The organism is Peribacillus simplex NBRC 15720 = DSM 1321, assembly GCF_002243645.1.
GTDB lineage: Bacteria > Bacillota > Bacilli > Bacillales > DSM-1321 > Peribacillus > Peribacillus simplex.
Window position 1 is genome coordinate 536,912 of record NZ_CP017704.1, and the last position, 15,226, is coordinate 552,137.

General features: G+C 39.3%; 12 protein-coding genes and 1 pseudogene. 2 read left to right on the forward strand and 11 right to left on the reverse strand.

Annotated elements, in window-relative coordinates; all coding sequences use genetic code 11:
* Positions 1 to 63: 63 nt before the first annotated feature.
* From BS1321_RS02445 to BS1321_RS02470, 6 genes are all read right to left on the reverse strand, one after another.
* The gene (locus BS1321_RS02445; protein ID WP_063235466.1) at positions 64 to 468 is read right to left on the reverse strand and encodes a PaaI family thioesterase; all 405 of its coding nucleotides are present in this window, start codon (positions 466 to 468) and stop codon (positions 64 to 66) included.
* Positions 469 to 554: 86 nt separating this feature from the next.
* Complete coding sequence (locus BS1321_RS02450; RefSeq protein ID WP_063235465.1) at positions 555 to 1,739, reverse strand: thiolase family protein; 1,185 nt, start codon at positions 1,737 to 1,739, stop codon at positions 555 to 557.
* Positions 1,740 to 1,809: 70 nt separating this feature from the next.
* Positions 1,810 to 2,958 carry an acyl-CoA dehydrogenase family protein gene (locus BS1321_RS02455; RefSeq protein ID WP_063235463.1) on the reverse strand — a complete coding sequence of 383 codons (1,149 nt, stop codon included), beginning with the start codon at positions 2,956 to 2,958 and terminating at the stop codon, positions 1,810 to 1,812.
* Between the two features lie 157 nt (positions 2,959 to 3,115).
* On the reverse strand, positions 3,116 to 4,288 hold the full coding sequence (locus tag BS1321_RS02460) for a thiolase family protein (protein WP_063235462.1): 1,173 nt from the start codon (positions 4,286 to 4,288) through the stop codon (positions 3,116 to 3,118).
* A gap of 96 nt (positions 4,289 to 4,384) precedes the next feature.
* Positions 4,385 to 5,662, reverse strand: a complete 1,278-nt coding sequence (locus BS1321_RS02465; RefSeq protein WP_063235461.1) for an MFS transporter — start codon at positions 5,660 to 5,662, stop codon at positions 4,385 to 4,387.
* A gap of 101 nt (positions 5,663 to 5,763) precedes the next feature.
* Positions 5,764 to 7,362: a long-chain-fatty-acid--CoA ligase gene (locus BS1321_RS02470; RefSeq protein WP_232522760.1), complete on the reverse strand. Its 1,599-nt coding sequence runs from the start codon at positions 7,360 to 7,362 to the stop codon at positions 5,764 to 5,766.
* A gap of 1,178 nt (positions 7,363 to 8,540) precedes the next feature.
* Here BS1321_RS02470 and BS1321_RS02475 point away from each other — a divergent pair.
* Positions 8,541 to 9,332 (forward strand): GntR family transcriptional regulator, encoded by a 792-nt coding sequence (locus BS1321_RS02475; RefSeq protein ID WP_063235458.1) that lies wholly within the window; start codon positions 8,541 to 8,543, stop codon positions 9,330 to 9,332.
* A 179-nt stretch (positions 9,333 to 9,511) separates the two neighbouring features.
* Here BS1321_RS02475 and BS1321_RS02480 read toward each other — a convergent pair whose 3' ends face one another.
* From BS1321_RS02480 to ttdA, 3 genes are read right to left on the reverse strand one after another with little or no spacing between them, the layout of a single operon-like run.
* Positions 9,512 to 10,309, reverse strand: coding sequence for a fumarylacetoacetate hydrolase family protein (locus tag BS1321_RS02480; RefSeq protein WP_081113053.1), 798 nt, complete (start codon positions 10,307 to 10,309; stop codon positions 9,512 to 9,514).
* A gap of 20 nt (positions 10,310 to 10,329) precedes the next feature.
* On the reverse strand, positions 10,330 to 10,941 hold the full coding sequence (gene ttdB / locus BS1321_RS02485; RefSeq protein ID WP_063235456.1) for a L(+)-tartrate dehydratase subunit beta: 612 nt from the start codon (positions 10,939 to 10,941) through the stop codon (positions 10,330 to 10,332).
* Entirely contained in the window at positions 10,938 to 11,849 is a 912-nt protein-coding gene (gene ttdA / locus BS1321_RS02490) for a L(+)-tartrate dehydratase subunit alpha (protein ID WP_232522761.1), read from the reverse strand. Before ttdA ends, ttdB begins: the two co-directional genes overlap by 4 nt.
* 1,047 nt (positions 11,850 to 12,896) lie before the next feature.
* Between ttdA and BS1321_RS02495 the strand changes: the two genes are divergently transcribed.
* Positions 12,897 to 14,261 (forward strand): citrate:proton symporter, encoded by a 1,365-nt coding sequence (locus BS1321_RS02495; protein ID WP_063235454.1) that lies wholly within the window; start codon positions 12,897 to 12,899, stop codon positions 14,259 to 14,261.
* An 11-nt stretch (positions 14,262 to 14,272) separates the two neighbouring features.
* Here the strand turns inward: BS1321_RS02495 and BS1321_RS28675 are convergent.
* Positions 14,273 to 14,436 (reverse strand): annotated as a pseudogene (locus BS1321_RS28675) (IS4 family transposase); the annotation flags it as partial.
* Positions 14,437 to 15,066: 630 nt separating this feature from the next.
* The gene (locus BS1321_RS28465) at positions 15,067 to 15,198 is read right to left on the reverse strand and encodes a hypothetical protein (RefSeq protein ID WP_094246567.1); all 132 of its coding nucleotides are present in this window, start codon (positions 15,196 to 15,198) and stop codon (positions 15,067 to 15,069) included.
* Between the last annotated feature and the right edge of the window lie 28 nt (positions 15,199 to 15,226).

A 15,226-nucleotide genomic window follows, 5' to 3' on the forward strand; every position in this document is an offset into this window, starting at 1 on the left:
TTCACACCTCACTCTTTTCTAATAAAATGGAACATAGGCAAGCCAACTTTGATCATTCTTGCCTCATTTTTCACGAATGATTTTAAAAATTCCTGTGCCCTTTGCAATGATGTTGCCTTCAGTATCTTTTATTTCTCCTTCAGTAAAGGCAATTTTGTATCCTTTTTGAAGGACTTTTGCTTCCGCAAATAATTCCCCGCTCGATATGCTAGCTAAATAATGTACAGTTAAACTTGTCGTCACGACTTTAGATTTGGTAACGGAGCGAGTCACCATTCCTAGTATGGTATCCAGCATGGTAGCATGAATGCCCCCGTGCAGTGTTCCATTAACATTAAGTAAATGTTCTTCAATGTTTAACTTTATAGTTACATTCCCTTCTTCAAACCGAATGATTTCAAACCCTATATGTGAAAAGAATGCACTACTTTCGAATTGATTCCGAATATCCTCCACTTCAACAGGCAATCTTCCTCCCCCTCACTTTTGCGCGATTAAACTTATATACGGAAAGGAGCAGAAACGTATGGGGTTTCCACTCCTTTATCCTTGGCCTATATCGTTTCAATCATGATAGCCATTCCTTGTCCGCCGCCAACACATAGTGTAGCAACTCCATATCTTTCTTTTCTGCGAATCATTTCATATATTAGCGTTGTCACGATCCGGGCGCCAGTCGAACCGACTGGGTGCCCAAGTGCAATGGCCCCCCCATTTACATTAACCTTGTTTTCATCTAACGATAAATCCCTGATTACTGCCAATGCCTGTGAAGCGAACGCTTCATTTAATTCGAAAAGCCCAATTTCCTCTACTTTTTTCCCGGTGCGCTCCATAAGTTTTCCGACGGCTGGTACTGGACCAATTCCCATCACTTCAGGAGAAACTCCGGCAGTCGCCCAATCGACAATCTTTGCGATTGGCTGTACTTGTAACCGTTTCGCTTCACTGGCTTTCATTAATACCAATGCAGCAGCCCCGTCATTACGGCCACAAGCATTCCCTGCAGTGACGGTTCCGTTTTCCCTGAATGCCGGTTTTAAGCTTGCAAGCTTTTCCATTGTGGTTTCGGGGCGTGGATATTCATCCGTTTCAACGGTAACCGTACTTTTCCTGTCAGAGACCTGGACAGGAACGATCTCATCCTTGAACTTTCCTTCTTCTATCGCTTGCGCCGCTCTTCGTTGACTTTCCACTGAAAAGGCATCTTGTTCTTCCCTAGAAATGTTGTATCGTTGTGCGACATTTTCTGCGGTGATTCCCATCCCCAAACTTTTCCCATAAATTTCTTGAGGTTGCTGTCCAGCTTCAGTATTAGAATCCACTAGTTTAGTCCTGTCTCCCCCAAAACGGGCACTTCTTAAATAAAGCGGTGCGCGGCTCATGCTTTCCGTACCGCCGGCAACAACTATATTTGCTTGACCTGAGCTTATCTGCTGTGCTGCTGAGGTGATGGCTTGCATTCCAGATGCACATAACCGATTTACTGTAAAAGCCGGTGCAGAATCTGGAATCCCTGAGCGCAGTGCTGCCACTCTCGCAACATTCGAGGATTCGGTTGTTTGCCTAACCTCACCGAAAATTACTTCATCGACTTGTTCAGCTGCAATATTCGCCCGCTTGATCGCTTCTTTAATGGCAATACTCGCCAAATGACCGGAACTAATCTCTTTAAATGCTCCACCGTACCTTCCAATTGGTGTTCGTACAGCACTCACAATCACGATATCTTCTCCCATTTCGTTCCTCCCCCTTAAAAATCCAGATACATGGGCAAAAGACTACCTGCCCGAATAAAACAGTAAACACTTAACACTCTTCCAGGACATTCCTTGCAATGATTAAACGTTGGATTTCATTCGTTCCTTCATAGATCTTCGTTATGCGGGCATCCCGATAAAAACGTTCAACTGGATATTCAGCCATATATCCCATTCCGCCATGAATTTGAACCGCTTTATCCGCCACCCGATTAAAAACGTCTGAAGCGAACAGTTTTGCCATTGATGCTTCCTTGATCACTTTTTTTCCTTCATCAATCTTTTGTGCCGCCATCATCGTCAATGCTCTTGCGGCTTCCGTTTCGGTTGCCATATCAGCAAGCATCCATTGAATCGCTTGGTTGTCCGCGATTGGTTTACCAAATTGAATGCGCTCTTTTGCATATTTAGCTGATAATTCAATTAATTCCCCACTTGATCCCACTGCTCTTGCAGCCAATCCTACACGCCCTTCACCTAAAATTTTAAGGGCAGAGATATATCCCATTCCAACTTCGCCGATAACATTTTCTTCAGGTATGATACAATCCTCGAAAATGACCTGTGAGGTATATGATCCTCTTAACCCCATTTTTTTGTCCTTTTTGCCGACAATTAAACCAGGAAAATCTCTTTCTACCAAAAAAGCAGTAATCCCTCCCTTTGCCCCTTTATCTTTATCCGTTAAAGCGAATACGGTATAAACATCAGCTATCGGCCCATTCGTGATGAAATGTTTCGTCCCGTTCATCACCCAGTAATCACCCTTCTTTTCTGCACTTGTTGCCAAATTGGTTGCATCCGATCCCGCTCCGGGTTCAGATAAAGCAAAGGCGCCAATTTTCGTGCCTGCTGCCATTTCAGGCAAGTATTTATTTTTCAAATGTTCGGATGCAAGCTTAACCAGACCTGTACTGCCAATTCCGGTGTGAGCGCTAATTAATGAAACAAAACCATTATGGGTCCTTCCTAACTGCTCTAATACGGTAGCCTTTCCCACCGCATTTAAGCCAATTCCACCGTATTGTTCAGGAATGCTTATCCCGAATAAGCCAAGGTCTTTTGCTTTTTCCACCAAATGCTCCGGGATGGCATCTTCTTCTTCAATTTGTATGGCGTAGGGCTCCACTTCCCTTTCAACAAAATTACGGATCATTTCCTTCATTTGCTGCATTTCCTTGGTTAAAGTGATTGTCATGAGTTTATTCCTCCTTAGGTCTTTTCATGTATAGTAGCCATTGACATGTTTTCTTCTTATGGAATATTGGGCTGAATGTCTTGTTATCATCTAATCATTTAATGGAATTCATGGAATTCTTGTATTTTGGTAAATTAGAGTCCTCACTCTTACAAAATCAGGCCTCGCGTTCAATTATCGTAGCAATTCCCTGTCCGCCTCCAATGCAAGCTGTAATAAGAGCAAATCTTCCGGCAGAACGCTTCAATTCATAAACCGCTTTCGTAATGAGGATGGCACCCGTCGCACCTAGTGGGTGTCCATGTGCAATGGCTCCCCCGTTCACATTCACTCTTGCGGGATTCATATCAAGCTCCCTATTACAAGCAATGACTTGGGCTGCGAAGGCTTCATTAATTTCAATGATGTCCATTTCATTTACAGAAAGACCTGATTTCTCCATTACCTTTCTTATAGCGGGAACAGGTCCTATGCCCATATAATTTGGATCTACCCCTGCAACGGCCTGGGCCCTGATCGTCGCTAAAGGCTTAATCCCCAATTCCGCCGCTTTTTCCCTCGACATTATGACCAGGGCTGATGCGGCATCATTCAATCCTGAACTATTGCCTGCAGTCACGGACCCGCCTTCTAAAAACGCAGGTGATAATTTGGCTAGCCCTTCTTTCGTTATTTGCGGTCGTGGATGTTCATCCAATCTAAATTTGATATCGTCACCTTTTCTGACGGGAATGTAAATAGGCGCAATTTGCTCATTGAAACGGCCCTCTTCAACGGCTCTGGCCATATTTTTTTGGCTCTGCAGAGCGAATGCATCTTGTTCTTCCCTGCTAACCTCATATTTTTCCGCTAGGTTTTCAGCCGTGATTCCCATCGGGGGATCGCCAATCTCTTTTGGGGACAACCGGGACTTTCTGAACTGCGGTGGCTTTGCACTGTACGCTTTTTCCGAACGATCCATCAAGTATGGCGCCCTGCTCATGCTCTCGACCCCACCGGCGATATAGACATCGCCTTCGCCTGCCCGGATCGCTTGTGCAGCCAAGTTGACAGCATTTATTCCCGAGCCGCATTGACGGTCGACAGTCAGTCCCGGAAGATGAATCGAGAGACCAGTTTCCAGAGCAGTTAACCTGGCAATGTTTCCACCCCCGCTTAACACATTCCCCATGATGACATCATCTATCATTCGAGGTTCGACATTCGCTCGTTTTATGGCTTCTTTCATCACTTCTGCCCCAAAAACGTGGGCAGGAACCGATGCAAGTGCTCCTCCCTGTTTTCCAATTGCTGTTCGAACTGCAGAAACTATGACGGCATCTCTATTCATTTCCCCATCCGCTCCTTTTCCTTTTATTCACCCCATTTTGTGCAGGCATTCCTTCATTTCACTAGTTTCATTGAATGTAAGCAGGTTCGACCATGCTTATGAGGACTTAAGATCAAAGTCATCCGAACTTTTATTTTTATGATTCCCTTTTAATTTGGCAGGTTTTACGAATATCGCAAACAGGATGCCAAAAGCCAGGACAAGGATGGCCATGAACAATATCGATAAGTTATAACCCAATAGTTGATTTCCTCCAGCTAAACTTATGATATAGCCAGTTAACAGAGGTGCAATAATGCCTGCTATATTCCCTGAAGATGTTAAGATGCTTGTCATCAATCCCCCCCGCTCTTGCATTTCATTGATCATGATCGTAGGTCCTATCGGTAAAATGGCATATGTAAGGCCCTTTGCTAAACACATGGCGACTATCACCCAGATTGGATTATGAAACACCATGATTGAGGAAAAGAACAATGCACCAAGAATCATAGCGCCCGCGACGACAAATACCCTCGATGACCGCCAATTCTGATTCTTCTTGAATAAATGATCAGACACCATCGATACACCCATATAAATACATACGGAAACGACTCCAATTATCGCAACGCTGGTTCCCATCTGACCGGGAGTCATTTTTATGGCCTCCACTAAATAAATCGGGAGCCAAACAGAAAACCAAACAACTAAAATATACGTTGAAAAATAAGCGAGTGTAGTAAACAAAGCAGTAGGTGAAGCCAGTAGCAACAAAAAGTCTTTCACTTTTATTTTTTCTAGTCTTGGTTTCTTTTTCTTTTGTACGTTTTCATATACTTCAACTGGATTTTCCTTTGTTAAAAATTGAAAGAGGAAGAACCAAACAAGGCTTGCTGCACCAAGAGCGGCAAAGGCAGCCTTCCAGCCGAATATCGTTATTAAGGAAACGAGGATCGGTGCCACAATCATCGCACCAACGGTTCCTCCGCCAACCACTACCGAATTGGCAAAGCCTTTCAGTTTCGGCGGAAACCACTTATCGGCATGACTGTAAGCAATTGGGCTATAAGGCCCTTCGAATGCGCCCAGTAAAATTCTGTATAGAATTAATAATGGAAGAGCGGTAATGGCTAAAACGCCGAATTGCAAAACAGTCCATGTCAGCATGATGAACCCAAGCACTTTTTTAGCCCCCAGCCGATCAGCCCATGCTGCCCCAAAAATACCTGTTACTGGGTAGAGCCAATAATAACTGCTTCCAACAAGGCCCCACTCCGCATAGGAAAGATCGAATTCCTTCATGATAGGAACCGCTGCAAGACCTACGATAGATTTATCTGCAAAATTGATGACGGCCCCAAAGAATAATAGAATGAGAACAACCCAACGCATATGAATCCCTCCTCTTCTTTATTTTTGTATACAAACTCGTATACCATCCAACGTAGGTTTGATCATAAATGGTTGGATGAGCTAACCACATTCCCCCTCTTTCATTCCTTTTCCAATTCTTCTTTAACTAACAATCTTTTTAATAGTTTACCCACTGTATTTCGCGGAAGTTCTTTTCTCAATTCAAATACTTTTGGTACCTTATAAGGCGTCAATTGGGAATAACAATATCCTTCTATTTCTTCAAGATCCACGGAAGCGCTTTCTTTAGGTACGATGAACGCTTTCACAATTTCGCCTTTTTCTTTATGGGGGATGCCCACCACAGCTGCCTCTTTAATTGCAGGATGTTCATACAGAACTCCTTCTACCTCCTGAGGGTAAATATTAAATCCGCCGACGATGATCATTTCTTTTTTTCTCCCGACTATATAGAAATATCCTTCGTCATCCATCACAGCAAGATCGCCAGTATATAGCCAGTCATTCTGTAATGCCTTTTGGGTTTCGGCTTCGTTATTCCAATAACCCTTCATGATTTGGGGGCCTTTTATGAGCAACTCCCCGACGCATGTGTTAGGCACTTCATTATTTTCATCGTCAATGATCATACAGTCCGTACCAGGAAAAGGGATGCCAATGCTTCCTATTTTCCTTTTTCCGAAAGGCGGATTACGATGAGTGGAAGGTGAAGCCTCCGACAAACCGAAACCCTCTCCGATTTTGGCACCGGTCAGCTCCTCAAATCGCTTAATTACTTCAACCGGCAGGGGCGCCGATCCACAAGAACAACTTTTTAAACAATTCAGTCCATAGTTTTCAATTCCTGGATGATTGACGAATGCATTATACATCTTTGGAACTCCTGGAAAGAAAGTCGGACGATACTCTTTTATTTTTGCAAGTACATCTTGAAGTTCGAATTTAGGAAATAAGAGGATGGCAGCTCCAATATAGATACCTAGATTCATAGCACTTGTCATGGCATAAACATGGTAAAGAGGCGTAGCTGCCAAAACGATTTCTTCGCCAGGTCTCAGGGAATCTCCATACATTTCAAAACTCTGCACGACATTAGAGGTTAAATTATGGTGAGTAAGCATGACACCCTTCATCTTCCCAGTGGTGCCGCCAGTATATTGGATGACTGCAGTATCGTCATGCGGGCTTATCATTTCGGGCTTCATAATGGCCTCCCCGGTTTCAATCATTGTTTGAAGGGAAGCAGAACCATTTTGATCATTTTCCGTGTCAATGCAAACATCAAATTCATATATCACTTTCGTTTCTTCGATTGTATTTGCGGCCGTTTGGTCAAATACAATATTCTTGGTATCCGAGTCTATTAAAATTTGCAATAGTTCCCGTGGTTTATACATGGGATTAATTTGTACAACTAACAGACCTAGTGCCTGGGCAGCGTAATAACTGATTATGAAATAAGGGTGGTTGGCCATCATCAGACCAATCCGTTCACCTTTAACAAAGCCCATTTCTCTCCATTTACCTGCAAGTTTGTCTACCTGCATTTTTAGATTCTTATAATCCATGGACTGGTCTTCATAAATGATGGCTGTATGGTGTGGAAACTTACTTGCTGTTACATCAAGCAGTGAATAGACGGATATTTCCGGTAGCTTCATAGATTTCATTCTTTCAACATACCACTGCTCCCATGGTTTAATTATCGTTTTTCGCACCATTATCCCTCCACACATAAACGAATTTCATATCGTGCATGTTTGATTTATACTTATTATTATTATTATTATTATTATTAGGATTATGCAACTTGCATGCCAAGTCCTATTTTGGTGTAAAATCGCTTAGTATTAAGATCAGTCAATTCATTAATGAATTTTATTCACATATAATGCCTTTCTATAGAGGATTCATCGAAATACCAATAATTCATTATTGAATTTTTAAAGGCTCTGGTTGGTTTTCAATCGATATGAAAAGTAGGTTTTTACCATATTATAGATTATATCTACTCACAAATCGTGATTTTGATTTTATCCATAGTGTATTATAGAATTTGAAAAGCCCATCCAACTAAGGGTGGGCAAGTGCAATGTTAATTGAAACTTGGCTTACGAGTAAATAAATAAAAAATCTATAGCACAACTTCCATTCCTAGATTTTTAGATTTTGCGCATTCGTAGACTGATTTTGACACCGTGTATCCAAGAATCATCCAAACCAATATACTCCAATATTTTTAGAGGTTTTTAAATCTATAAGGTATTTAAAAGTAAAAAGCCAATAATGGTTGCAAAGCAAAAGAAATCCCAAAAATAAAGGTGGGTAAAAATATTTTCACTTTTTAGTATCTCTCTTAGTATATGTTTGATGAACAGTTCATATAAACTATGTTACTTTAATTAACCAGCCCCGTTAGTCGAATAAGAAAAGGGGCTGCCGCAGCAACCCCATTGTTCAACGAAAACCCCCTTTACTTTAAGAAAAATCCGCTCAAACCCTCTGGATATAGAGTGTTTTTTTGTAAATAATAAGATTGTTAAACAATAAACTGAGGAGGACTTGTATGCAACAGGATCAACAAGCTAATGAGAATTATACAGAACATACATTCTGAAATATGTACTAGTGATATGGTTTAAAACAATTATTGCGAAATATGTGTTCCTGTAAAACCGTTATATTTTGATTTGAGGTGGAATTTTCTTTAATCATCAATTATGACCTTTACCAAGATTATCTGTTTTTCTATTTTACCAATTGAGAGAGTGATTGTTTTTCTGTTATGATTTTACTTGTAAAGTCATAATATAACCTTGTTAATCATAACCTACTCAACAGTATTTGGTTATGTGTTACATAAAAATTGAAATTTGTCGGGATGAGTGATAATGAAATGAATAATCAAAAAACACCTCAAACACCTGATTCTAATGTTAAAAGACTAGATCAGTCTGACCTTGCTCTAGCTGTTGGTTCATTTTTATCTAATTTAGATGTAAATGGAGAGTCACGATTGCCACAACGTGCTTATCTAGCTGTTCGACATGCGATTCGCCACCTTCAATTGCCGCCTGGACAGACTGTGCTAGAGAGGGAAATGGCAGAAATCCTGGGCATGAGCAGGACACCTGTACGTGAATCACTTGTCCGTTTGGAAACGGAAGGATGGGTACGGCTCATACCGCGTCGTGGTTTTATTGTTGCACCACTTGTAGCAGATGATCTTCAACAGATTTATGAAGTGGTGGAAGCGCTCGATGGTGTTGCAGGCAGACTCGCTACCGGTCGTGCTACTCACCAAGAGTTAAACCAACTTGAGCATCTGATTGAAGAACAAGAAAAGGCACTAGAACTAAACGATCTACTTTCATGGACAGAACTTGATGATCAATTTCATAATTATATTGTTGATTTAGCCCAAAACCCACGCCTCAGAGGGATTGTTGACAGTCAGTCTGACCAACTCTATCGCGCACGCTTATACACAATTGGGCTTCGACCAAAGCCAACACGATCAGTGACTGAACATAAGGCGATTTTAGCAGTCATGCGAGCAGGCGAGCCTGAAGCTGTACGAACTATGTTGCAGTCTCATCGCTATAGAGCGCGCAACGAAATTCTAGAGGCTCTTCAATCTATGCCTCCATTACCGGAAGAAACGGGAAATAAGGAGACTTTTCCCTGATGTAATAATCTATTATTATTAATAAAGAAAGGCTGTAGAGATTTCACAGAAATCAACTACAGCCTTTTTTTGTTAGACAGTCGTGCTTAATATTGATAAATCAGTTTTGATATGATGTTTATTATCATAAACTAACCCATTATTGAATTAGCACCCATTAATTTTCGGTATAGTATTTTCTATTTTACAAAGTTACAAAGCTTACCAATCTGCTCTACTTCAACAACTACCATATCTCCCGACTTCATTGGGCAACTTCCAGAAGGCGAACCAGTAGCCAAAACATCACCCGGCTCTAGTGTCATAACCTGTGAAATCCAACTGATAAGGAAAGGAATTGAAAGTGACATCTGATTAGTATTACCCTCTTGTACAACTTTGCCGTTTAATGTTGTAACGATTCGTAAATTAGTTGGATCTATTCCTTTTACAATACACGGACCCAACGGGCCAAAGGTATCAAAACCTTTACCGCGCGTAAATTGGGGATCAGTTTTTGTAAGATCTCTTGCAGTCACATCATTAAATATAGTACAGCCAAAAACATAATCCAATGCTTCTTCTTCTTTTATATTTTTGCCGCGTTTACCAATAACGAGTGCCACTTCCCCCTCCATCTCCACCTGCTTGGTTAAATCACTAGAGGGAAGAATGATTTCTCCCTGATCTGGAATCACCGAAGATGTAGGTTTTAAAAACAAGAACGGTTCTTTCAGATTTGCCTTCCCCCCAGTCTCTTTTGCGTGTTCAACATATGTCCATCCAAAATTAACGACTTTTGAGGGTACTACTGGCTCCAAAATTTTCACATCACTATATTTAACTCTTGATCCATCATATTTTAGTTCATTGTTTACAACTTCAACAAAATCACTAGACAATTGTAGAATTTCCCCATCTTCAACAATTCCGTAATATACTTTTCCGTTATGTTGCTGATAGCGAACTATCGTTTGTGTTTTTTGTAGTACCTGCATGACCACACCAACTCCATAACTTACTTGATGAATCTTACTTGCTTACTGATCAACTCATATTGTTCTTCCTTCTTTTTATTGAACTCCACCTTATTTTCTTCAAAGATGTTATTTCCTTCTGTATCAATGGAAACAATAAGAGGACCGAACTCATTCACTTCACATACCCAAAGAGATTCTGGCATTCCAAGGTCTTTCCAGTGTACTTCTCTAATTTGTTCAACCTTTGTTGCTGCATAAACAGCATTTCCGGCTGGATAGACGAGATGCAGTGCTTTATGATTCTTGCATCCTTCTTCAGTGTTCTTCCCCATTCCACCTTTTCCAACAATAAGTTTAACACCTGTTTCTTCGATAAATTCCTTTTCAAATTTCTCCATTCTCATACTCGTTGTTGGACCAATAGAAACAATCTCGTAATTTTCATTTCCAAGGTCTCTAACAATGGGACCTGCGTGAAATATAGCTTTCCCCTTAAGATCTACAGGTAAAGGAATCTTCTCTTCTATGAGTCTCCTGTGGGCAACATCTCTGCAAGTAACCAGTGTACCTGTTAGGTAGATAATGTCTCCAATTCTTATTTCCTTAAGATCCTCATCTTTTATAGGGGTGGTTAATACTTTTTTACTCATAGTGTTACCCCCTCGTGAGTACTAATTTCATAGTTCAAATTGCTGTCAAAGGTGATCTTTCCTCTTCTATGGGACCAGCACCCTGTATTAACTGCAACTCCAATAGTAGAAGGATGTCTTGCCGTATTCACAACATTTACACCCATGACAGATTTAGATCCCTTAAGTCCCTGAGGACCAAGGCCAATAGCGTTAATTCCATCTTCAAGAAGCTTTTCCATCTTAGCAGCATTTTCATTTTCATTACGACTTCCAACAGGTCTCATAAGAGCTTTTTTAGAGTTCATAGCTGCTGTTTCTACAGAAGTACCGACGCCTACACCAACAAGAAGTGGAGGACAGGCATTAATTCCATAACTAGTCATCCGATCGAGTACAAACTTTACCACACCTTCATAGCCTTCACCCGGCATTAGAACCGTCGCCACTCCAGGAAGGGTACAACCTCCTCCTGCCATATAAGTATAGATTTCCACTTTATCACTGTCTTCTGCAATTTCCCAGAAGATGCTTGGTGAACCGTCACCGATGTTCTTTCCTGTATTGTACTCATCAAATGTTTCTACAGAATTGTGTCGTAATGGAGTTTCTTGAGTTGACTTATACACACTATCCCTCAGAATACTATCTAACTGTCCAATCAGGGGGAAGTTCTGTCCGCACTTAACAAAAAACTGGAGAACACCTGTATCCTGACATGAAGGTCTCTTTAACTCATAAGCCAGCTTCTGATTATCAAACATCGTTTTGTAAATGATTTTTGCAAGCTTATTATCTTCCTCTTCACTTAGTTCTTTCAGTTTATTTTCCACATCATCAGGAAGTTTGTAGCTGACAAGGGAGACAAACCTTGCCATCAAATCAGTCATCTTTTCTTTTTTCTGTAACTTTTCCATAATAACGCTCATAATAACTCTCCTTTTTTATCTTTAATATTTTTGTGTAGAAAGGGAAGAAAATTGGTAACTGTCTTCAAAGTTATAATGAAAGAATTTTCTGACACCAATACCCCTGTTCCAGCTATATCGATTGCTAAGCTAACGCGAGTGAACTCACAAACAACAGGATCGTGTTAAAGTTTTTCTAATCCTTTAGCATCCACCATATGCCCATTTTCGAGATACTTACAACCTTAAAGGGAGAAATCGCTTTCAAAAGAAAATTACACGCCTGATGCTTGAGCCAAATGAGTCAGTAAATGTAACCATACTGTTTATCTCCTTTCAAAATCCTTCATCAGGGATAACAGCTAGATGCAAAACAGGTTTTTCACTCATTGCTAGCTCTCCTACCACGATTCACATCTCTTGCATGTGAATCAGCTTAATGTAAATATCTTATGAGCTAATTATTAAATAATGTATACATTAAAGTCAATGGTTTTATTTTATTTTAATAAAATTAATTTCCTAATAAATACGTCCTTTTTCCTCTATATAATGTATTTATCTGTGTTTTTTTAAATTACCACAATGAAAAAGGTTGAATATTCTAAAAATTAAGTTGACATTAATGTATACATTAACATACAATCAAATTTAGAAATATAAGGAGTGATATTATTGGATACGCTTTCAAATTAAGTTTTCATCTGTAATCATTCTTAAGCTAGATAACTTGGATTTTAGAAAAAAAGACCTGTCACACAAAAATTAATGAAATGGAGGTATAGGTAAAAAGAGAACGTTTTAGCAACATTGCCCTACCAATGTATTCTCCTACATCACACGATTTGTTTTTTTCGTATTATCATAAGGGATGAACATTTTTGTATACGCTTCCATTGCTAACAAGTTAGTTTCATCAAGTAAATGAAAAAGAACCTAGAACCTCCTTAGTTGGCCCTTCTGATAAGGTTCTGGATAAAAGATAAATATATTCATAGCTTAATAGCGTAGTAACTATTTAAAATTACAAATAACTTAAGTTCATACTTTATACGGGAGCTGGTTTGTATGTTAACATTCCTAGCATTATTAATGATCATTGTATTCATTGTACTTCTCTCAAAAAATAAATTATCTGTTTTCGGTGCATTAACAATTATTCCATTTGTTTTTGGAGCAATTGCAACCTTTGTAACGGGTGCTTCCTTTTTGGATCTCTTTGAATGGATTAAAGAAGGTATTTTATTTAGTGTAGATGAAGAAACAGGAAAGGTTTCTACTGGGGTTATTTCACCTGCTATTGTTATCTTATTTGCTGTGTTGTATTTTGGTTTAATGCTTAATGTCGGTTTGTTTGACCCTTTATGCGAATTCTTTATTAAAAAAGCAAAAGGGGACCCATTGAAGGTTACAATGGCAACAGTTTTAACTGCGACAGTAGTCACTATGAATGGTGATACTACTACAACAATTATTATTTGTGTTGCTGCTTTCCTTCAACTTTATAAACAAATGAATATTAAGCTAATTTATTTAGCAGTAATTATTGTTACCCCTATTGGAATTTTTAATCAATTACCATGGGGAGGCCCAACAATTGCTGCAAGCACAGCAATGGGTGTAAGTATTAGCGAACTGTTTGCAGATTTATTGCCAGGAATGCTAGTTGCTGAAGTATTTGCAATTTTTATGGCTTATTTTATCGGAATAAAAGAAAGAAAACGCTTAAACTTTGATCCTAAGACTGCTAAAGATATTTCTCCAGAGCAATTGGAAAGTATGTTAAACGCTATTCGTCTAAAAGATCCTGAATTGAAGAGACCTAAACTATATGCTTTTAATTTGATTTTAACGCTTGCTATTTTAGTTATGCTTGTGATGGATGTTGCACATGGCGGTGTTTTATTTGGTATAGGTGCAGCAATTGCCCTTACGGTAAACTATAAGTCAACAAGTCTTATAAATGAACGAATTGATGACTTGGCAGCAGATGCTTTAGCACCAGCTTTGGCAACTTTGGCTGCCGGGGTTTTCTCTGGCGTTTTAACAGGTAGTGGGATGTCAACAGCTTTAGCAACATCTATTACAGCTATGATCCCAGAATCATTAGGTTCAAATATGGCACCAATCTACGCGTTAATTGCAGCACCTGCAATTACATTTTTACCGCAAGATGCTTTCTACTTTGGGATTGCCGGCGTTATGTCAGATGTTATGGGTCAATATGGAATTTCTGCTAGCGAAGCAGCTGTAGCTTCCATGGTGGGACAGGCATTCCGTCTAATTTCACCAGTTATTCCAGCTCTATATATGTTAGTTGATTCTACGGAGACAAACTTTATAGACTTTCAAAAAAAGTATGTAATTTATGCTTGGCCCATTCTACTTATATACCTAGTTGTTTATACATTAACCGGGGCATTGCCGATTTAGAAAAAAGTCCTTATAAGAGCTTGAGCGAAACAAATATCTTCCATTTTCATCGCAACACAAATAGAAGAGTTGACCAATTGTTTTTGGATCCGCCTCTTCTCGAGCACTCATAACGTGTGAAAACAATCGTGGTATAAGCTACTAACGCATTATAACTGCGTGATTGGAATTCCTTTTAGCATTATTATTTTGTACGCAGAATGTAGATACACAAGGATAAAAGGTGCATTCTATCAAACCCTTGTCACTGCTACTGAATATAAGGCGTGTTTATTGAAAAGATGTAAAAGGATTACACAAATTAGTCAGGACTAATTTGTGTAATCCTTTATTTTTTATCCAAGCAAAATAAGTATAAAAAAGTGCAAAATATCTCTAAAAGTTACAGGTTGTTAGGGCTGAGTACTCTGTTTTTCATCTATTCCTTTATCAAAACGGTAAGCCCTCTAGGTCCCCTTATGATACGTAAAATAGATATTTCACGCAAAGATTAATAATATAATTTGCCACACTCTCTTCCTCATCATAAATCTAGAGCTTATGTAAAAGATGGTTTCAATTAGGCAGTAACTCTAGGACAAAAGGAAACTATCTTATATTTATAGAGATCACTTTTAATATTATATATTCTAACAAGGTGCATGATCTTGAATATGACCTTCTTTTTCGAGTGATAGATCAATAAAGAGAACTGATGTCGATATATCAGTTCTCTAGTGAAATTTGTTCCATATTCTTTATTTGTTAATATGAGAAGAAATTTATAGTGAAATCAAAAAAAATCAGTCCCTATTGAACCTTCTCATTATTCTTTCTTATCATTATTCTCTTGGTTATTCTTTTCTGAAATTCGTCTTTGATTGGCTTTCGTCTCAGCATTCACATGGTTTGCATCATTTGGTTTATTTTTTTTAGAACCTCTTGCATCATTACTCATACTTATTCACCTCCCGCGGCAGCTTATA

Excerpts from the sequence above, each read along its gene's own strand:
- BS1321_RS28465 (WP_094246567.1), bottom strand. The coding sequence starts at position 15,198 with ATGAGTAATGATGCAAGAGGTTCTAAAAAAAATAAACCAAATGATGCA.
- ttdA (WP_232522761.1), bottom strand. The coding sequence starts at position 11,849 with ATGAGCGTTATTATGGAAAAGTTACAGAAAAAAGAAAAGATGACTGAT.
- BS1321_RS02475 (WP_063235458.1), top strand. The coding sequence starts at position 8,541 with ATGAATAATCAAAAAACACCTCAAACACCTGATTCTAATGTTAAAAGA.
- BS1321_RS02480 (WP_081113053.1), bottom strand. The coding sequence starts at position 10,309 with ATGCAGGTACTACAAAAAACACAAACGATAGTTCGCTATCAGCAACAT.
- ttdB (WP_063235456.1), bottom strand. The coding sequence starts at position 10,941 with ATGAGTAAAAAAGTATTAACCACCCCTATAAAAGATGAGGATCTTAAG.
- BS1321_RS02465 (WP_063235461.1), bottom strand. The coding sequence starts at position 5,662 with ATGCGTTGGGTTGTTCTCATTCTATTATTCTTTGGGGCCGTCATCAAT.
- BS1321_RS02460 (WP_063235462.1), bottom strand. The coding sequence starts at position 4,288 with ATGAATAGAGATGCCGTCATAGTTTCTGCAGTTCGAACAGCAATTGGA.
- BS1321_RS02495 (WP_063235454.1), top strand. The coding sequence starts at position 12,897 with ATGTTAACATTCCTAGCATTATTAATGATCATTGTATTCATTGTACTT.
- BS1321_RS02455 (WP_063235463.1), bottom strand. The coding sequence starts at position 2,958 with ATGACAATCACTTTAACCAAGGAAATGCAGCAAATGAAGGAAATGATC.
- BS1321_RS02450 (WP_063235465.1), bottom strand. The coding sequence starts at position 1,739 with ATGGGAGAAGATATCGTGATTGTGAGTGCTGTACGAACACCAATTGGA.